General features: G+C 61.4%; 18 protein-coding genes. 2 read left to right on the forward strand and 16 right to left on the reverse strand.

Annotated features, from left to right (window positions below; translation table 11 throughout):
* Positions 1–16: 16 nt before the first annotated feature.
* Genes nagZ through cysM form a run of 7 tightly spaced genes read right to left on the reverse strand, consistent with a single transcriptional unit; the run spans position 17 to position 8,513 of the window.
* On the reverse strand, positions 17–1,054 hold the full coding sequence (nagZ, locus tag MQE22_RS02130; protein ID WP_226827534.1) for a beta-N-acetylhexosaminidase: 1,038 nt from the start codon (positions 1,052–1,054) through the stop codon (positions 17–19).
* Entirely contained in the window at positions 1,038–3,110 is a 2,073-nt protein-coding gene (locus MQE22_RS02135; protein WP_215871553.1) for an APC family permease, read from the reverse strand. The genes nagZ and MQE22_RS02135 overlap by 17 nt, the downstream gene beginning before the upstream one ends.
* Positions 3,111–3,653: a L,D-transpeptidase gene (locus MQE22_RS02140; protein ID WP_215871552.1), complete on the reverse strand. Its 543-nt coding sequence runs from the start codon at positions 3,651–3,653 to the stop codon at positions 3,111–3,113.
* A complete protein-coding gene (gene rlmD / locus MQE22_RS02145; RefSeq protein WP_215871551.1) occupies positions 3,622–4,944 on the reverse strand; it encodes a 23S rRNA (uracil(1939)-C(5))-methyltransferase RlmD in 1,323 nt (440 codons plus the stop codon). The genes MQE22_RS02140 and rlmD overlap by 32 nt, the downstream gene beginning before the upstream one ends.
* Positions 4,945–4,962: 18 nt before the next feature.
* Complete coding sequence (locus MQE22_RS02150) at positions 4,963–5,640, reverse strand: DUF1318 domain-containing protein (RefSeq protein ID WP_215871550.1); 678 nt, start codon at positions 5,638–5,640, stop codon at positions 4,963–4,965.
* Between the two features lie 3 nt (positions 5,641–5,643).
* Positions 5,644–7,626 carry a hypothetical protein gene (locus tag MQE22_RS02155; RefSeq protein WP_215871549.1) on the reverse strand — a complete coding sequence of 661 codons (1,983 nt, stop codon included), beginning with the start codon at positions 7,624–7,626 and terminating at the stop codon, positions 5,644–5,646.
* Between the two features lie 2 nt (positions 7,627–7,628).
* Positions 7,629–8,513 carry a cysteine synthase CysM gene (gene cysM, locus MQE22_RS02160; RefSeq protein ID WP_215871548.1) on the reverse strand — a complete coding sequence of 295 codons (885 nt, stop codon included), beginning with the start codon at positions 8,511–8,513 and terminating at the stop codon, positions 7,629–7,631.
* 109 nt (positions 8,514–8,622) lie between these two features.
* Between cysM and MQE22_RS02165 the strand changes: the two genes are divergently transcribed.
* Together MQE22_RS02165 and pgl are read left to right on the forward strand one after the other, a co-directional pair.
* Positions 8,623–9,342 carry a VIT1/CCC1 transporter family protein gene (locus tag MQE22_RS02165; protein ID WP_215871547.1) on the forward strand — a complete coding sequence of 240 codons (720 nt, stop codon included), beginning with the start codon at positions 8,623–8,625 and terminating at the stop codon, positions 9,340–9,342.
* Positions 9,339–10,040, forward strand: coding sequence for a 6-phosphogluconolactonase (gene pgl / locus MQE22_RS02170; RefSeq protein ID WP_215871546.1), 702 nt, complete (start codon positions 9,339–9,341; stop codon positions 10,038–10,040). Before MQE22_RS02165 ends, pgl begins: the two co-directional genes overlap by 4 nt.
* Before the next feature lie 28 nt (positions 10,041–10,068).
* Here the strand turns inward: pgl and MQE22_RS02175 are convergent, their stop codons facing one another.
* The 9 genes from MQE22_RS02175 to hisA form a co-directional block, all read right to left on the reverse strand.
* Entirely contained in the window at positions 10,069–11,022 is a 954-nt protein-coding gene (locus MQE22_RS02175) for an SPFH domain-containing protein (protein ID WP_215871545.1), read from the reverse strand.
* Entirely contained in the window at positions 10,986–11,453 is a 468-nt protein-coding gene (locus MQE22_RS02180) for an NfeD family protein (protein ID WP_215871544.1), read from the reverse strand. Before MQE22_RS02180 ends, MQE22_RS02175 begins: the two co-directional genes overlap by 37 nt.
* A 3-nt stretch (positions 11,454–11,456) precedes the next feature.
* Positions 11,457–13,643, reverse strand: coding sequence for a 1,4-alpha-glucan branching protein GlgB (gene glgB / locus MQE22_RS02185; RefSeq protein ID WP_215871543.1), 2,187 nt, complete (start codon positions 13,641–13,643; stop codon positions 11,457–11,459).
* 60 nt (positions 13,644–13,703) lie between these two features.
* The gene (gene tatC, locus MQE22_RS02190) at positions 13,704–14,528 is read right to left on the reverse strand and encodes a twin-arginine translocase subunit TatC (protein WP_226827530.1); all 825 of its coding nucleotides are present in this window, start codon (positions 14,526–14,528) and stop codon (positions 13,704–13,706) included.
* Positions 14,529–14,585: 57 nt separating this feature from the next.
* A complete protein-coding gene (gene tatB, locus MQE22_RS02195; RefSeq protein WP_215871542.1) occupies positions 14,586–14,978 on the reverse strand; it encodes a Sec-independent protein translocase protein TatB in 393 nt (130 codons plus the stop codon).
* Between the two features lie 3 nt (positions 14,979–14,981).
* Positions 14,982–15,215 carry a Sec-independent protein translocase subunit TatA gene (gene tatA / locus MQE22_RS02200; protein ID WP_215871541.1) on the reverse strand — a complete coding sequence of 78 codons (234 nt, stop codon included), beginning with the start codon at positions 15,213–15,215 and terminating at the stop codon, positions 14,982–14,984.
* 69 nt (positions 15,216–15,284) lie between these two features.
* Entirely contained in the window at positions 15,285–15,968 is a 684-nt protein-coding gene (gene hisIE, locus MQE22_RS02205; RefSeq protein ID WP_215871540.1) for a bifunctional phosphoribosyl-AMP cyclohydrolase/phosphoribosyl-ATP diphosphatase HisIE, read from the reverse strand.
* Between the two features lie 36 nt (positions 15,969–16,004).
* Positions 16,005–16,766, reverse strand: a complete 762-nt coding sequence (hisF, locus tag MQE22_RS02210; RefSeq protein WP_215871539.1) for an imidazole glycerol phosphate synthase subunit HisF — start codon at positions 16,764–16,766, stop codon at positions 16,005–16,007.
* Positions 16,756–17,496, reverse strand: a complete 741-nt coding sequence (gene hisA, locus MQE22_RS02215; protein WP_215871538.1) for a 1-(5-phosphoribosyl)-5-[(5-phosphoribosylamino)methylideneamino]imidazole-4-carboxamide isomerase — start codon at positions 17,494–17,496, stop codon at positions 16,756–16,758. Before hisA ends, hisF begins: the two co-directional genes overlap by 11 nt.
* Positions 17,497–17,503 lie beyond the last annotated feature (7 nt).

A 17,503-nucleotide genomic window follows, 5' to 3' on the forward strand; every position in this document is an offset into this window, starting at 1 on the left:
CGCGCTGACAGAGGAATTACAAGGGCTTGCTGCTGCGCTCCCGGAGCTTGTCGATCTCGGCACGGTAAGTGGCGTAGCGCTCGGGATCGAGCTGGCCTTCCTGACCGCGCAAAACACCGAGGCGCGACGCCGGTAAAGCGCAGGTCAGACAGTGTTGCATGGCCTGATTGGCGGTGGCCGCATCATTGCAGATCAGCAGCATCTCGCAACCGGCGGCGAGGGCAGTATCGACGCGCTCGCTGATCGCGCCGACCGCGAGGGCACCCGCCATGCTGAGATCGTCGCTGACAATGACTCCGGTAAAACCGAGATCACCGCGCAATACCGCGCGCAGCCAGTAGGACGAGTATCCGGCCGGGGCCTCATCCACGGCAGAATAGCGCACATGCGCCGGCATGATGGCGGGAATACCGGCCGCGACCAGGCGCCGGAAGGGACGCAGATCGCTTGCCAACGCCTCTGGCGGGCGGGGGTCGATGGGAAGCTCATGATGGGAATCTGCTGCCACACCACCGTGACCGGGAAAATGTTTGGCTACACCGGTCAAGCCCTGACGGTCCATCCCCTGCCAGAGATGGCTTGCCAGCTCACCAACAATGTGCGGATCGCTGTGCAAGGCACGATCGCCGATCACAGCAGAGACACCGGAGGCAAGATCGATACACGGCGTGAAGTCGATGTCGATGCCCAATTGTCGGAGTTCGTATCCCAACAGCTCGCCCCAGATTTCCGCAAGCGTGCGGGCCCGATCCAGTCCCTCGCGATCGGCTACGAGTCCGAGGCTGGCCTGGGGCGGAAAACGCGTGACACCATCGCGCAGGCGTTGCACTCGCCCCCCTTCCTGATCGATGGCGACGAGGAGCGCCGGCTGGCGCAGGGCGTGAATCTCGTCGCAGAGTTCCCGCACCTGGCTATGGCTGACACAGTTGCGCGCAAAGAGGATGACGCCACCCACCGTTGGATGCAGCAGTCGCTCGCGATCCTCCGCTCCAAGGGTTGGGCCGGGGATGTCGATCATCAGGGGGCCAAGGGGGAGTTCAGCTGGATTTGGCATTTTCCTCCCCCTTTTTTTCCGGTTGTATCAGTTCCATATCCGGCGGCATCTCGATAGGCAGGGAAATGGAGGGGAGTTTGTTGGGCATGCCGTGCACATGGACGGGGACGATCATCATGCTGAAACCATCTTTCTGGAGACGATCCTGGATGATGAACGACACTTCATCGTGCAGGATGCTCCACAATGCACTGTTCTGACTGGAGTCGATGACCCGTCCGGCAAAAAAGATGCTATTGGGAAAATAGCGGATTGCCGCACTGGCGAGATCTTCCATGGCCTGAATGCGGTCGGTGCCATAGGTGGCAAACCAGGTGGCCGCCATGCCCTGCGCGCGACAGTAGGCGATGTATTGATTGGCTTCGGCTTCGGTGTACACCTTGAGTTGCTCGACCGCCTCCATGCCTTTGAACTCGCCCTGACCGACGATGCCCGCCAGCAGGAACACATAGTTTTTGACAAAGCCCTTGACCATGCGGTGCGCGGTGAGCAGGGTATGCAGGCCGACGCCATCGAATCGGCTCACGAAGAATACTGCCGTACTGGCGCGTGGGTCGAGGGGCAGCGCCGGTCCGGGTTCCATGTTTTCCGGGACGACGTCGAGCATGGTTTCGTCCAGCTCGCGGGTACGTTTGCTGATGGAACGATAATGACGATAAATGAAATAACCGAGCAAAATTACCACGCTGGTGATGAGCAGGGTAAACCAGCCGCCGGCGTCGAATTTTTCAAAGACGGTGATGACCAGAATGGAACCGGTGACAATCAGGCCGAGTACGCTGATGATCAGTTTGCCCAGCCATGGCTTGTTGCCCTTGCGCTGGGCAAACCAGTGGCGACTGAGGCCCGCCATGGTCAAGGTGAAGGTAATGAACACGTTGATACTGTAGAGCACCACCAGGATGCGCACATGGCCTTGGGTGGCCAGAAGAATGGCAATCGACGCGAAGCCGACGAGCAGGATGCCATTGCGCGAGACGAACTGGTCGGAGAGATAGGAAAATCGCTCCGGTAACCAGCGATCGACGGCCATGTTGGCCATGACGATGGGAGCGGTGATGATACCGGTATTGGCAGCAATGAAGAGAAGCAGTCCCTCGGTCAGCAGGGCGAGCAGGGTGGCCCAATTGCCCCAATGGATGCCAAAGCCCTGCCAGTTGGCGGTGATGCTGTGGAACAGCGCGGCATTCAGGGTTTCCCCGGCGCGGGCCTCGGCGTGGTAGAGCAGATAGAGAAATATCAGGCTGCCGGCAACCAGCGACAGCGAGGTGGCCAGCAGGGTCATGGTCCGCTGGCCGGTCTGTACCCGCGGCTCGCGCATGATGTGCACGCCGTTGGCGACGGCTTCCAGACCCGTATAGGTGCCACCGCCCAGACTGAACGCGCGCAGTAACAGGGCAATGATGAAGATCCAGCCATAGCTCATGCTGTCCTGTTGCACCCCATGGACGGTTGCCAGCGCAATGTGGGGAAAGTCGCCGGCATGGCTGAGCAGGCCCCAGGCCAGGATGATCCCGTTGCTGATCAGGAAGCCGACAAAGATCGGCAAGAGAATCTTGATCGACTCCTTCATGCCGCGCAAATTGAGGAAGATCAGGAACAGCAGCACCAGCAGATCCAGTAATATGCGCTCCTGGTACCAGCTCGCGGGCAGGATGCTGAGCACTGCCTCGGTACCGGAGGCCACCGAGATGGCGGCGGTGAGGATGTAGTCGACAATCAGTGCGGCGCCGCTGACCAAACCAGCCAGGGGCCCGAGCAGGGTAGTGGCGGTGTGATACCCGCCACCACCCTCGGGGAAGAGGGCAATGACCTGTTTGTAACCCGCCGCAATGATGAATACCGTAACCGGAATGGCTATCGCGAGGACTACCGACAAATATTCATGACCGTGCAGGGCATAATAGATTTCCGGTGGGCCGTAGGCCGAGGAGGATAGGGCGTCGGAACCAAGGCCTACCCAGGCGAGAAAGGCGGCCAGAGAGAGATTTTCGAAGAGATGCGGATTGAAAACATTGACCGCGCGCTGAAAATGGGGAAAGCGAAAACGTGCCATTCAGGTTCTCCTGTTCGGCCGGGGGTATGACCCGAAGGTGTCAGCAATGAGCACGGGTAGGCCCGCGGGGGAGCGAGAAAAAAGATCGATGATGGCAGCGGGATCGAGGCGGATGCAGCCCGCCGAAACGGCTTGGCCCAGATGTTCGACGTCTGCCGTGCCATGCAGGTAGATATAGCGGCGAAAGGTATCGACTTGACCGCCCCGGTTGCGTCCCCGTTCCAGGCCACAGAGCCAGAGCAGGCGGGCAAGAATCGGGTCGGTCAGGGTGGCGCCAGGTTGCCAGCGCTCGCCTTGCCAGCGCCGCCCGCGCAGCACCGCGTCTGCCGGCAGCCCTGCGCCGACGCGGGCGCGCACATAATGCCAACCGCGCGGGGTCTTGCCGCTGCCGATCTCCTCGCCGAGACCGGCGCGAGCGGTGGATACGGGCCACTCTGCCGACACTGCACTGCCGCGCAGCTCCAGCAGACGCTGCCGGGCCGGCTGCACCCAGAGCCAGTGCGCAGGCGCCTCAGCGGGTAAAGAGGGCGACGGACTCGACATGGGCGGTATGCGGAAACATGTTGACGACGCCTGCGCAGCGCAAACGAAAGCCAAGCTGCTGCACCAGATATCCGGCATCCCGAGCGAGGGTATCCGGATTGCAGGACACATAGACCAAACGTTCGATGGTGGGACCGATGCCCTTGAGGATCTCGATGGCGCCGCTGCGCGGAGGATCGATAAGAAGTTTGCGCACCGGGTGTCCGGCCAGCACTTCATCGAGACTCTCCTGGGCAAGGTCTGCGCAGCGAAATTCCACTCGCTCCGCCAGGCCATTGGCTGCCGCGTTGGCGCTGCCCAAGGCCGTCAGGCGACGCTCTCCCTCGATCCCCAGAACCTTCGCCCCGGCGCGCGCGATGGGCAGGGTAAAATTCCCCAGACCGCAGAAAAGATCGGCAATGTGCTCCCCCACTTGGGGATCGAGCAGCGCCAGGGCGCGGTGGACGAGGACCGGATTGATGCTGGCGTTGACCTGGGTGAAGACGAGAGGAGAGAAGGCGAGGCGGACGTCATATTCCGGCAAGTCGTAGAACAATGCCTGGGGATCGCTCTCGCTGATGCAACGCAGGCTATCGGGTCCCGCACTCTGCAACCAGATCTGCAGGTTATGGGTCTGTCCAAAGAGGCGGAGCAATTCCTCATCCGTGGGGGGCAGCGCCTCCAGATGGCGAAACACCAGTGCTGCAACTTCGTCACTGCAAGCCACCTCGATTTGCGGAATGATGCGCGGGTTGTGCAAGCGCGCGATCAGCGCGCGCAGGTCGAGAATCCGTTCTCCCACTCGGGGATCAAGTACCGCGCAGCTCTCCATTTCTGCCACATAGCTGGAATGGTATTCGCGAAAGCCCACCAATACCCCGCGCGTGGCCGGCACCCGGACCGAGAGACGAGCCTTGCGGCGATAGCCGAAGCTCGGCCCGGCAATGGGTGGCAGAATGCGCTCCGGCCGCACCTTGCCGATCTGCCAGAGTTGTTCTTCCAGATGCCGTTGTTTGACCGCTATCTGTGCCGACGCTTCCAGGTGTTGCAGGCTGCAGCCGCCGCAGACTCCGGCATGGGGGCAGCGAGGCGTCACCCGTTGTGATGCGGCCCGCTGCACCTCCAGCAAGCGGGCACGATCGTAACGCGGAGTGCCTTCGTAGACCTGCGCTACGATCTCTTCCCCTGGCAGGGCACCGGCGACGAAAGTGACTTTGCCGTCGGCCCGAGCAACGCCCACCCCCTCCCCATCCAGGGAGTCAATCCGCAGAGTACAGGGCGCTGTGCCGCGTATGGGCTTGGGACGAGTCATGAGCGGAAAAAGAGGACGTTACTTGCGTTGCCACTGACCACTGGGGCCTTGGTACCAGTAGCCTGCGGGGGCCTTTGCGATCCAGGCACGGGCAAAGCTATCCTGAATCTGACTGGCCCATTCGGGATGGCCGTTGGCATCAGCAATCTGCGCATAAAGATTTTGCAGGGCAGAGTTGTAGCCTGCCACCAGTCCCGCCAGCGCGCCGCGCTGCGCCAGAGGCACCGCCGCGGCATCGTGGATGGCGACGAGTCCATTACTGGTGTAGCCAATGGCGCCACTGGCAAAGTACGGACCCAAATTGCGCGCCTGATTTTCGACGTTGGCCTTGGCGGCAATCACGGCAGGGCTGGAGGCATCCAGATTGGCGGCTGCATGCGCTGTACTGCTGACAGAACGGAACGCGACATTGGTCAAATACCCGAGAATTTGACCGGGATGCCGTTCCTGCGGCTGCTGCCAGGCACTGGGCGCTGCCGAAGCCGCCGGCGCGGTGGCCTTGGTCTGGGGCTCGGTCTGGATGTCCACCCGCCCTTGCTGGGCGGCGTGGTAGACCTGGTCGACGACCTGATCCGCCAGCTTTTGTGCAGCAGCAGCCGGAAAATAGATGTTGACCGTCACGCAAGCCGCCAGGGTCAGAGAAAGACCCAGAACGAGAAGGACCCGAAGGCCGTGTCGAAATCGATAAGCGTTCACCCGTTAGTCTCCTGTGGCAACCTGGGCCTTACCTTCCATGACGGCGTGCAGGCGGCTGAGCAGCTCCTGCCAGTTACTGCGCCGATTGTAGCCGATGATGTTCACCTGCGGCAGTCCCTGGCCCCGGAGCAGATAAAATCCACCATCTTCGGTATTGGCTACCCCCGATAAGGTCGCGACTCCATCTCGCAAATCTACCCCGAAGCCCAGTTTGGCATAAGAAAACGTATGAAAAAACCGCAAGAAGATATTCTGGAAAAAGCTGCTGATGCCACCGCCTCCCAGTTTGGTCAGCTTTTCGATGGCGGCAGCACTGATTTTTTGCGGGATACCGGAGGTGCGACGGGTCGCGATGCGCGCATCAAAGGCCACCGGCTGCCAATCCAGCAGCGTGACATGCTGGATGCTGCCATCGAGCACGCCGCTGATGTAACCCACCGGAAAGACGTCGGTGAGCGGTTTGAGTTGCAAATTTTGCAGACGAATGCTGGTCTGCAGGAGGGGAGCGGGGGTAAAGAGACCCGTCACGGAGAGTCCGTCGATGCTGATCTCGCCCCCAAAGGCATGGGCACGCATCACGCTGCTGGTGCTGAGAGCGCCCTGCTGATAGCGCAATTGCGGAATCTCGGCATCAAGGGTGCCGGTGAAGTGCGGCCAGCCAAAAGTGCGGGTGAGAGAACCCAGCTGAATGTGATCGACCCCGCCACCGAGAACGAAGCTGGGCGAACCGTCCCGCCAGCTGGCCTGCAAGTGCTGAATATGGACGCGACCACCCAACACGGAAAGCGCGACTGGTGCACGCAGTTCGGCGACATGGCTGCGTAGCAGAAACTGGGCATCGAGGGGCCCGAACGGGATACCATAAAAGCCACCATAGAGCCACCGCAGTTCGGCCTCGGACTCGCCTCCCTGCCGTTGCCAGGTGCCGTTGGAGCGCAGGTCTTGCAGGGTGAATTGGCCCTGCGGATCGCGCAGGCTGCCATCCTCGAGCTGCCAGCGCAGCTTGTCGAGGCCAGCGGCATAGCTCCCGGAAATCTTCAGTATGCCACTTGCCTCGAGTCGATGGGCCAAACCGCTATTCGGGAGTATTGGACGCAGCCAGGTTTGCCATAATGGCTGCACTGCCAAAGTCGCTTCCTGCAAGTGAAACTCTGGCGCTGCAGCGCTGGCGCTGGCCACCACAGAAAAGCGTGCCTGCCCCATCTCCGGCCAGCGCAGCGTGGCTTCTGCTATCCGCCAGCCCTGCGTTCCATATTGCCAGTTTCCTCGCAGTGTGACTCCTGCGGCGGGTGCGCTCACGTACCATGGACTCCAGAGCGCCGCGCCAGCGCGCCACTGCAAGGTGGATTGCCCCCGCCAGATGCCCTTTCGCTGCCCGATCTGGGTACGTAGATGCAAGACGCCGTCCTGGGCCGCTTGCAGCCCGCTGGGACTGCTGAACTGCAGCCTGTTGAGGGAGGCCTGCAGGGCTGCCTCGTGCAGCCTGGTCCAGTTTACTCCCCGCGCAGTGAGTTGTGCCCGTAACGTCCCTTGGGGATGCCAGACTTTCGGGAGTACCGTTTGTAACAGGTACTGGGCATTGCCCCCTCCTGTGAGACGGGCTGACCAGCTCCCTTGCGCTGCACTTCGCCACCAACCGTGCCAGACGCCGATCTGTTGGCCCTGGAGTTGAAGTCGCAGTTGCCCGCCGCTTTTGCCGACAGTTCCCTGGCCGCGTACCTGCAGGTTTCCCAGGGGACTGGCCTGAACGCTTGCCTGCACCTGCAGTTCGTCGATTCCGGAGTGGGAATGCAGTCGCCCCTGCGCCTGCAAGGTCTCCCAGTGCATGGGACTGGAACCCTGCTCGGCGCGAGTTTGGATTTGCCAGTGCAGGTCATGAGGACTCGTCCCCTGCGCCTGAATCTGCAAATTATGCAGCTGCAACTGCGGGCCGCTCAGGCTCGCCGCGCGGATTTCCAGGACCGTGGCCGGCGCCGGACCGATCATTCCTAAGCGGGAAAGACCCCGGTGGACAGATAACGGTCGCCGCGATCGCAGATGATCGCCACCAGAAAGCCCTGCTCCAGAGTCTCGGCTACCCGCAAGGCGGCAGCAACCGCGCCGCCGGAGGAGATGCCCGCCAGGATGCCCTCCTCGCGTGCCAGTCGGCGGGTCATTTCCTCCGCCTCCTCCGTGCCGATATCGATGACCTGATCGACCAATTCGGGTTGGTAGATCTTGGGCACGTACTCCTTGGGCCAACGCCGGATCCCTGGGATCTTGGCGCCGGCGGCAGGCTGCACCCCGACAATCTGTATGGCTGGGTGGACTTGGCGCAGGTAACGACTGGTACCCATGATGGTGCCGGTCGTCCCCATCGCCGAGACGAAATGGGTGATCTGCCCACGGCTGTCGCGCCAGATTTCCGGACCCGTCGTCCGCGCATGCGCGTCAGGATTGTCGGGGTTGGAGAACTGGTCGAGCATGATCGCCTCGCCAGCGTCGACCATGGCGCGGGCACGGTCGATGGCCCCTTCCATGCTCGCCTCGGCTGGAGTGAGCTCGATATCTGCACCAAAGGCGCGCATCACCTGCCGCCGCTCAATGCTCATGTTTTCCGGCATGATCAGCGTGATTTTCAGGCCCTCGACAGAGGCCGCCATGGCCAGGGCGATGCCGGTATTGCCACTGGTGGCTTCCACCAGACGGTCTCCCGGCCGGATCATGCCCCGCTCCAGCGCGCAGCGGATCATGTTGAGGGCGGGGCGATCCTTTACCGAACCGGCGGGGTTGTTTCCCTCCAGTTTGCCAAAGATCCGCACCCGTGGATTGGGACTCAGCCGCCGCAATTCGCACAGCGGGGTATTACCAACAAAATCTGCCAAGCCGCTCATCGCATTTTCTCTCCTGTCAGCATCGCTTAGGCTAGCACTGCCTGCCCGTAGACCCAAGCGCTGCGTCTGACTATGATAATTGTAAAGAGCAAGCGAGGGATCCATGCCAATGAGTACCAATGCTGCGGTGCAACCGGTGCATCACCATGAGCATCATCACCATACCCAGATCGGTTGGTTGCGCGCCAGTGTGCTGGGTGCCAATGATGGTCTGCTGTCCACCGCGGCCCTGCTGACCGGTGTCGCTGCTGGGCAGGCAGGCACACACGCTCTGCTGCTTGCGGGGGTGGCTGCTTGGGTGGCTGGGGCATTCTCCATGGCGGCGGGGGAGTACGTCTCTGTCAGCTCCCAGGCCGATACCCAGGCCGCCGACCTTGCCATCGAGGCTCGTGAGATTCACAAAAATCCAGAGCTGGAACTGCAGGAACTCACCCATATCTACATGCAGCGCGGCCTGGACGAGCCTCTCGCGCGCCAGGTAGCGGCGCAGTTGATGCAGCATGATGCCCTGGCCGCCCATGCCCGTGACGAACTGGGGTTGACGGAGGTGGCCGCTGCCCGGCCGGCGCAAGCCGCTGCGGCTTCTGCGCTCTCCTTTTCCCTGGGGGCCATCTTTCCGATCCTGGCGGTTCTTCTGGCGCCAGCGGTCGCACTCCTGCCAGTGCTTTATGTCCTGACCCTGGTCTTGCTTGCCATCTTGGGGGGGCTGGCGGCCTGGGCTGGCGGTGCATCGGTCTGGCGTGGGGCCATTCGCGTGCTGATCTGGGGTGCGCTGTCTCTGGGTGCCACGACCTTGATCGGTCATTTGCTGGGTACCGCGGTCGCATGAACGTCCCCGTCTGGCATCTGTATCCCGACGCCGGCCAGCTCGCGGAACGTCTGGCGGCTGCCATCGCGCGCATGGCCGTCGAGGCCATCGCCGCCCGTGGAGCCTTTCACCTGGTCCTTGCCGGTGGGCATACCCCCAAGGCCGCTTACGAAGTCCTGCCACGTCTCGGCGCCAGCTGGCAGCATTGGCATCTCTACTATGGTGACGAGCGCTGTCTGGCGCCAGACGACCTGGAGCGGAACTCGCGACTGGTACAGGACACGCTCCTGGCAAAATCTCCGATTCCCACCCGGCAACATCATCCCATTCCTGCGGAGTTGGGTGCGGAGGCCGCAGCGACCGCCTACACTCACCTGCTCCCGGCGCAGCGTTTTGATCTGGTGCTACTGGGAATGGGCGAGGATGGTCACTGCGCCAGTCTCTTCCCCGGCCAGGAGCAGGGCTTCGCGCCCGATGCCCCGGCTGTCCTGCCGGTGCACCACAGCCCCAAACCGCCCGCCGATCGTGTTTCTCTCAGTGCTGCGAGATTGCGCCAGACACGCGCCCTGTTCTTCGTCATAACCGGTGCCGCTAAGGCTCCCGCCATCCAGCGTTGGCGGGTCGGGGAAGATCTCCCTGCCGCTCGAGTGGGCGCCGGCTTCGATGTTTGGCTGGACGCTGCCGCCTGGGGCGCACCTGCTGTGCGCTACGAAACCTAGCAAGTGCCCGAAGAGGGTTAGCGGGTCCTCAGCTATTATTGCCACCCACGGAATTGGTCGCCGGTCCAGTGTTTTTCTGCACGATGGCAAGAGCTGTGGAGACCAGGGCACCGACGTTGCCGAGATCGGCAGGGATCACCAGGTTGGTGCTGGCCTTGGCCAGATTGCCCCATTTCTCGATGTAATCCTTGGCGAGCTGCATCTGCAGGGCCTCGATACCGCCCGGCTCGCGGGCGGCGGCGCCGATGGTGGCAATCGCCTTGGCGGTCGCTTCGGCCACCAGCGCAATGGCCTGCGCCTCGCCCTCGGCGCGCAAGACCTCCGCCTGCTTGCGCCCATCGGCGACGTTGATCTCCTGCTGTCGTTGTCCTTCGGAGGTATTGATCTGTTGCTGCCGCTGTCCTTCGGATTTGGCAATGATGGCGCGCTTTTCCCGGTCGGCGGTGATCTGCAGCTCCATGGCGCGAATGATTTCCGCTGGAGGGGTGATGTCCTTGATCTCGTAGCGCAGTACCTTGACACCCCAATTCAGCGCCGCCTCATCCACCGCCTCGGCCACCGCCGCATTCAGGAGTTGCCGCGAGGAAAGCGCGGCATCCAGATGCAGCTTGCCAATCTCCGAGCGCATGCTCGTCTGCGCCAGTTGCACCACGGCAGTGAAGGGGTTGCTGGAGCCATAGGCGGCCTTGACGGCATCGGTGATCTGCACGTAAAGCACCCCGTCGACGGTCATGGTCGTATTATCGAGGGAAATGCAGACCTGGGCCGGCACCTCCATGGGCAGCTCGCGCATATCGAAGCGATAGGCAATGCGGTCGATGAAGGGAACGATGACATTGAGGCCGGGCTGCAGGGTGAGGTGATAGCGGCCCAGGCGTTCGACCACCCAGGCGCGTTGTTGTGGCACAACGCGAATCGTGGCCCGCAGTACAAAAAAGACGACGATCAGGACGACGACGATGCTGAGGAGGGTGGTAGGCATAGCGACTCCCTGGACGATGGTGGAACGACGGCAATGTGCAAAAGATTTCCCTCATGCGCGACGATGAGCGCGGCGGCGCCGGGACAGGCAGTATTGCCTTCTTCCAGTACTGCCGGCCACTCACTGCCACGATAGCGGACCCGGTAGCGGCCCTGGGCGTCGGGACCACGGAGCACCTCCACCGCCTGGCCGAGATCGAGGTCGTCGACGCCGCTGGCTTTGCGCGCCAGCCGATGGCGCAGCCAGGCACTGGCGATAATGAGGAGCACACTGCTGCCAAGAAAGACCCAGTGCAGAGTGATATGTGGCAGGAAAAAACCGGCGAGAAGGGCGATCAGGGCAGCGATGGCGACCGCAGCGAGGTAGAAGGTACCGGTAAAGAGCTCTGCCAGACCGGCGACCACGGCGATGATCAGGTAGAGCAGGAGCACGGCTCAGTCACCGCATCGCAGGTAGACCGCTGCCAGCGGTGGCAGGGTCAGCGACAGGCTGGCCGGGAGCCCGGACCAGGACAATGCCTCACTGTCCTGCGGCGGATTGCCCATATTGCTGCCGCCGTAGGCAGCGGCGTCGCTATTGAAGATCTCTCGGTAGGTCCCGGCGCGAGGTACGCCAATGCGATACTGCTCGCGCGGCACGGGCGTAAAGTTGCAGACGACGACCACAAAATCGCCGTTACGGTCCCAGCGCAGAAAGCTCAGAACCGATTGCCGGGCGTCGTGGCAATCGATCCACTGAAATCCTTCGTGCTGAAAGTCCTGTTCATGCAAGGCGGCGATGTCTTGGTGCAGGCGATTCAGATCGCGAAACATCTGCCGAACACCTCGGTGCCAATCGACGTCCAATAGCCCCCAGTCCAGGGCAGAACCGCTATCCCATTCCCGACCCTGGCCGAATTCGTTGCCCATGAAATTGAGTTTCTTGCCGGGATGGGCGAACTGGTAGCTGAAGAGCAGGCGCAAATTGGCGAAACGCTGCCAGGTATCACCGGGCATCTTGTCGAGGAGGGAACCTTTGCCATGTACGACTTCGTCGTGGGAGAGCGGCAGGACGAAGTTTTCCGTGTAGGCATAGAGCTGGCTGAAGGTCAGGGCATCGTGATGATACTGGCGATGGATGGGATTGAGCTGCAGATAACTCAGGGTGTCGTGCATCCAGCCCATGTTCCACTTCATGGAGAATCCCAGACCGCCGAGGTAGGTGGGGCGGGAGACCATGGGCCAGGCGGTGGATTCCTCGGCAATGCTCAGGATTCCCGGATGCCGTTCGTGCAGGGCGACGTGCAGCTCGCGCAGAAAGTCGATCGCCTCCAGATTTTCCCGTCCGCCATACTGGTTGGGGATCCATTCGCCCTCCTTGCGGGAGTAATCGCGGTAGAGCAGGGAGGCGACGGCGTCGACGCGAAAGCCGTCGATGTGAAACTCTTCAGCCCAGTAGAGGGCATTGCTGAGGAGGAAGTTGCGCACCTCGTTGCGCCCAAAATTGAAGATATAGGTGCCCCAATCCTTGTGCTCGCCTTCGCGCGGATCGGCGTGCTCGTAGAGGGCCGTACCGTCGAAGCGTGCCAGCCCCCAGTCGTCGCGTGGAAAATGCCCGGGTACCCAGTCGAGCAGCACGCCGATGCCCTGCTGATGGCAATGGTCGACGAAGGCACGGAACTCGTCTGGACTGCCAAAACGACTGGTGGGGGCAAAGTAGCCACTGACCTGGTAGCCCCAGGATTCATCCAGGGGATGCTCCATGACGGGCAGCAGCTCCAGGTGGGTAAAGCCCATTTCCTTACAGTAGGCGACCAGTTCTGCGGCGATCTCGCTATAGCTGCAAAAGCTGCCATCGGCATGGCGCCGCCAGGAACCGAGATGCACCTCGTAAATGCTCATGGGCGCTGCCTGCCAGTCTGCCTCGGCGCGGTCTTGCAGCCACGCTTGGTCTTGCCACTGATGTTGGGATTCGACTACGCGCGCAGCGGTTTTCGGGCGTGCTTCGAAGCTCTGGGCATAGGGGTCGGTCTTCACGAAGACATTGCCGGTATCCCGATGACGGAGCTCGAACTTATAGAGAGCGCCCGCGCTGAGCCCCGGCAGGAAAAGCTCCCAGAGACCACTCTGGCCGCGCGCGCGCATGGGATGGATACGACCGTCCCAGACGTTGAAATCGCCCACCACACTGACGCGTTCGGCGTTGGGCGCCCAGACGGCGAAAAAAACTCCGTCGATCCCTTCGCATTGGCGTCGATGCGCACCCAGGCTACGGTACGCATCCAGCCAGCGACCCTCGCCGAAGAGGTAGATGTCCATCTCGCCGAGCACCGGCTGGAAGCTGTACGGGTCATGCTGTTCGTGCCAATTTCCGGCGCCATCCTGCCAACGCAAGCGGTAGGGTTGCGCCAGTCGCGTGCTCGATTCGCAGAAGAAGATCCCGCCCGCGGCTACGCAGTGCATGGGACGCGCCTTGCCGCGTTTGGGCAACAGCTCCGCCTGTTGGGCATGGGGCAGGTAGGCCCGTTGTACCCAACCGTTGCCCACAGGATGTTGGCCGAGGAAGGCAAAGGGATCGTGATGACGTGCAGCGAGAATGGCGTCTACGTCACTGGTGTTCATGCTCAGCATCTCGGTCACCATCGGTCACCTCCCTCGGGCATCTTTCGGGCAGCATAGCACAGAGGAAGGAAAAGTCTCGCGCTAGTCGTCGCGGAAACTATCCTCGGCATCCTTCATGGCGCGCTCGGGGTCGATCTCCTCTTCCGGCGCATGGCGAGCCATGCGGGCACGTCGACGTTCAAAATAGGCGGAAAACAGCAGCCCCATTTCAAACAGCATGTACATGGGGATCATCAGTAGGACCATCGACATGACATCCGGCGGACTGAGGATGGCCGAGGCAATGGCGCAAACGAGGAAGGCATAGCGCCGCCCACGCCGCAGGGTATCGAGCTGCAGAACGCCGATCTGTACCAGTACCACCACCAGAATCGGAATCTGAAAGGCGAGGCCAAAGGCCAGGGAAAACTTGACGATCAGCGCCAGATAATTACTGACCTTGGGCATGGCGCTGATGTCGTTTCCGGAAAAGCTGGCAAAGAAGCGAAAGGCATTGGGAAAGACAACGAAATACGCGAAAACGATACCCGCCACGAATAACGCGAGGGAAGTGAACAGAATCGGAAAAAAAACTCGCCGTTCGTGGGTATAGAGACCCGGCGCGACGAAGGCCCAGAACTGGTACAGAATGACCGGCAGGGCGAGAATAAAACCGGAAATGAGCGATAGCTGCACATAGGTCAGAAAGACCTCGGGCAAGCTGGTGTAGATCAGATGGCTGCCTTTGGGCAGGACCGAAATCAATGGTTGGGCAAGAATGCCATAGATCTGCTGGGCGAAGGGATAGGAGACCAGGAAACCCACGAAGAGTGCGATGACCGCAAATAGCACTCTGCGACGCAGCTCCAGGAGATGGCCGATGAAGGTATTTTCTGCGGACTCGTTCAGTTTGTCTGCACTCGCCATGAAATTCCAGGGGCTATCAGGGTGTCGGCAGGGGTAGCAGTACCCCGGGGAGGGTCATCAGTGCAGGATCTGACCCTGAGGACGGGAGGGACCGCTGCTCCCGGACGGTAGCGTCACTTCTGGCTCGCCTTCTGCCACCTCGGAACCAGACTCAGCACTTACCGTACTTGGTTCCTCCGTCGCCAACAGAGGCTCCTCGATACTCGCCTTGAACTTTTCCACTTCCTGCAGTGGCTCATTGGCATAGCCCTTGAGTTTCTCCGCCTCTTTACGCATCTCGTCGAGCAGCAACTGCTGTTCCACTTCCGAGCGCACGTTGTTCACCGTGCGCCGGAAGTAGCCCACCCATTTACCCGCAGTACGCGCCAACTCGGGCAATTTTTCCGGCCCGACTACCAATAGGGCAATGACTGCGAGAAGAGCGAGTTCGCCAAAACTGAAATCAAACATGGCTTAGCCGTGGTGAATACTTTCCTGTTCGGTCTTCGGGCTGACCTCGGCCTCGATGGTATGCCCGATGGCAGCCTCTTTTTCTTTCTTTTTTTCCTCTTCTTCCTTGACCGCAGAGCGGAAGCCCTTGATGGCCGAACCCAGATCGGAGCCTACGTTACGCAGCTTGGCAGTGCCGAAGAGGGCTACCACGATCAACAGGATGATAATCAAATGCCAGATACTGAAAGCGCCCATACTGATCTCCTTCCCATGCGGGACGATGCGGCGATACTCTTTTGACCATAGTCAAGTAATGGAACAGCGTCAAGCCGACTTGCGCGATGCCTTTTCGACCAGACCGGACATCCCTTCGCGGCGTTGCAGCTCGCCCAATACCTCATCAATATGCAAATCTCGTTCCTCCAGCGCCACCAAGAGGTGGAACAGCAAGTCCGCAGCCTCGCCAAGCACCGGTTGCGCCTCAGGATTCTTGCAGGCAATGAGGAATTCTGCCGCTTCTTCCCCCACCTTTTTCAGGATCCGATCGCGGCCCCCATGGAGCAGTTTGGCCACGTAGGACTGTCCTGGGTCGGACTGGCGTCGGCGCTGAATGGTGGCCTGCAGCGTGTCGAGCACGCTGCCCCCGGGCGGGCTGCTGTCCTGCCAACCCTCTTCGCCAGCGTCGCGAAAGAAACAGGTGACGGCCCCAGTGTGACAGGCAGCGCCCTCCTGCAGTACGCGCAAGAGCAGCGTATCCCCATCACAGTCCAGATGAATGCTTTGTAAATGCTGCACATGCCCAGAACTTTCGCCTTTGCGCCATAGGGCCTGACGCGAGCGCGACCAGTAAATGCCACGCCCCTCCGCAAGGCTCAGGCGCAGGGCCTCGGCATTCATCCAGGCGAGCATCAATACCTGTCCGCTGCGCGCATCCTGGGCAATGGCAGGAACCAGGCCCTGCTCATTCCAGTGCACTGCAGCAAGCAGATTTTCGTACTGATTATCCATAAATTTCTCTACGCAAACGGGCGCTTCGCGGATGCATCAGGCATCCAGACGCATGGGAATGCCCTGCAGCGCCAGGGTATTTTTCACTTCCGCAATGCGGAATTGGCCAAAATGGAAGACACTGGCAGCGAGCACGGCATCGGCATGGCCGTGCACGATACCGGCGGCAAAATCCTCGATCTTGCCTACCCCACCCGAGGCGATGACCGGCACGGGCACGGCATCGGCCACGGCGCGGGTCAGTTCGATGTCGAAACCTTCGCCGGTGCCATCACGATCCATGCTGGTCAGCAGAATCTCGCCGGCACCGAGGGTGGCCATACGTTGGGCCCAGGCTATGGCATCGAGCCCAGTGGGACGGCGTCCGCCATGGGTAAAGACCTCCCAGTGCTCGCCACTACGGCGCGCATCGATGGCCACTACGATGCAGGAATTGCCAAAGCGCTGCGCCGCCTGTTGCACCAGCTCGGGCTTGGCGACCGCCGCGCTGTTGATGCTGACCTTGTCGGCCCCTGCCAGTAGTAGGGTCCGGACGTCGTCGACGCTGCGCACGCCACCACCCACCGTCAGGGGAATGAAGACCTCGGCGGCGACCGCCGCCACCACATCGGCCATGGTCTGCCGCCCTTCGTGGCTGGCAGAAATGTCCAGGAAGGTTAGTTCGTCGGCGCCCTCGGCGTTGTAGCGAGCAGCGGTCTCGACCGGATCGCCGGCATCGCGCAGGGAAAGAAACTGCACCCCTTTGACCACGCGTCCCTGGTCGATATCGAGGCAGGGAATGATGCGCTTACTGAGCATGGCCTGCATCCAAGCGGCGCTGAGCACTGGCAAAATCGAGGGTGCCTTCATAGATGGCACGCCCGCTGATGGCGCCGAGGATGCCGTCTTCTTCATGGGCCTGTAGCGCGAGCACCTGCTCCAGGTTGGCGATGCCTCCTGAGGCGATCACCGGCACTGGGATGCTGCGCGCCAAGGCAACCGTGGCCTCGATATTGGGGCCGCTCAGCATGCCGTCGCGGCTGATGTCGGTGTAGATAATGGCCTCGACGCCATCGTTGGCAAAGTGTTGTGCGAGGTCGATGGGGTCATGCCGCGAGAGCTTGGACCAGCCCTCGGTGGCCACCTTGCCATCGCGGGCATCGATGCCGACAATGATATGTCCGGGAAAGGCCAGCGCTGCCTCGGCAACAAAACCTGGCGCCTTGACCGCCTGCGTACCGATGATGACAAAGTTTACCCCGGCAAGGATGTAGCGTTCGATTTGCTCTTCGCTACGGATGCCGCCGCCCACCTGAATTTCCAGGTCGGGGAAAGTGCGGGAGATTTCCCCGATGATCTCGGCATGCACCGGTTCTCCACTGACGGCACCGTCGAGATCGACGATGTGCAGGCGCCGCGCCCCGGCCTCCACCCAGCGCTGGGCGGTAGCCACAGGATCCTCGGAAAAGACGGTATCGTCATCCATGCGCCCTTGCCGCAGCCGCACGCAATGACCGCCCTTGAGATCGATGGCAGGTATCAACAACATGCTCTTC

Origin of the sequence: Acidithiobacillus sp. YTS05 (assembly GCF_024396695.1) — a bacterium.
Taxonomy (GTDB): domain Bacteria; phylum Pseudomonadota; class Gammaproteobacteria; order Acidithiobacillales; family Acidithiobacillaceae; genus Igneacidithiobacillus; species Igneacidithiobacillus copahuensis.

Coding starts and splice junctions, on each gene's coding strand:
- nagZ (WP_226827534.1), bottom strand. CDS start 1,054: ATGCCAAATCCAGCTGAACTCCCCCTTGGCCCCCTGATGATCGACATC.
- MQE22_RS02135 (WP_215871553.1), bottom strand. CDS start 3,110: ATGGCACGTTTTCGCTTTCCCCATTTTCAGCGCGCGGTCAATGTTTTC.
- MQE22_RS02140 (WP_215871552.1), bottom strand. CDS start 3,653: ATGTCGAGTCCGTCGCCCTCTTTACCCGCTGAGGCGCCTGCGCACTGG.
- rlmD (WP_215871551.1), bottom strand. CDS start 4,944: ATGACTCGTCCCAAGCCCATACGCGGCACAGCGCCCTGTACTCTGCGG.
- MQE22_RS02155 (WP_215871549.1), bottom strand. CDS start 7,626: ATGATCGGTCCGGCGCCGGCCACGGTCCTGGAAATCCGCGCGGCGAGC.
- cysM (WP_215871548.1), bottom strand. CDS start 8,513: ATGAGCGGCTTGGCAGATTTTGTTGGTAATACCCCGCTGTGCGAATTG.
- MQE22_RS02165 (WP_215871547.1), top strand. CDS start 8,623: ATGAGTACCAATGCTGCGGTGCAACCGGTGCATCACCATGAGCATCAT.
- pgl (WP_215871546.1), top strand. CDS start 9,339: ATGAACGTCCCCGTCTGGCATCTGTATCCCGACGCCGGCCAGCTCGCG.
- MQE22_RS02175 (WP_215871545.1), bottom strand. CDS start 11,022: ATGCCTACCACCCTCCTCAGCATCGTCGTCGTCCTGATCGTCGTCTTT.
- glgB (WP_215871543.1), bottom strand. CDS start 13,643: ATGGTGACCGAGATGCTGAGCATGAACACCAGTGACGTAGACGCCATT.
- tatC (WP_226827530.1), bottom strand. CDS start 14,528: ATGGCGAGTGCAGACAAACTGAACGAGTCCGCAGAAAATACCTTCATC.
- tatB (WP_215871542.1), bottom strand. CDS start 14,978: ATGTTTGATTTCAGTTTTGGCGAACTCGCTCTTCTCGCAGTCATTGCC.
- tatA (WP_215871541.1), bottom strand. CDS start 15,215: ATGGGCGCTTTCAGTATCTGGCATTTGATTATCATCCTGTTGATCGTG.
- hisIE (WP_215871540.1), bottom strand. CDS start 15,968: ATGGATAATCAGTACGAAAATCTGCTTGCTGCAGTGCACTGGAATGAG.
- hisF (WP_215871539.1), bottom strand. CDS start 16,766: ATGCTCAGTAAGCGCATCATTCCCTGCCTCGATATCGACCAGGGACGC.
- hisA (WP_215871538.1), bottom strand. CDS start 17,496: ATGTTGTTGATACCTGCCATCGATCTCAAGGGCGGTCATTGCGTGCGG.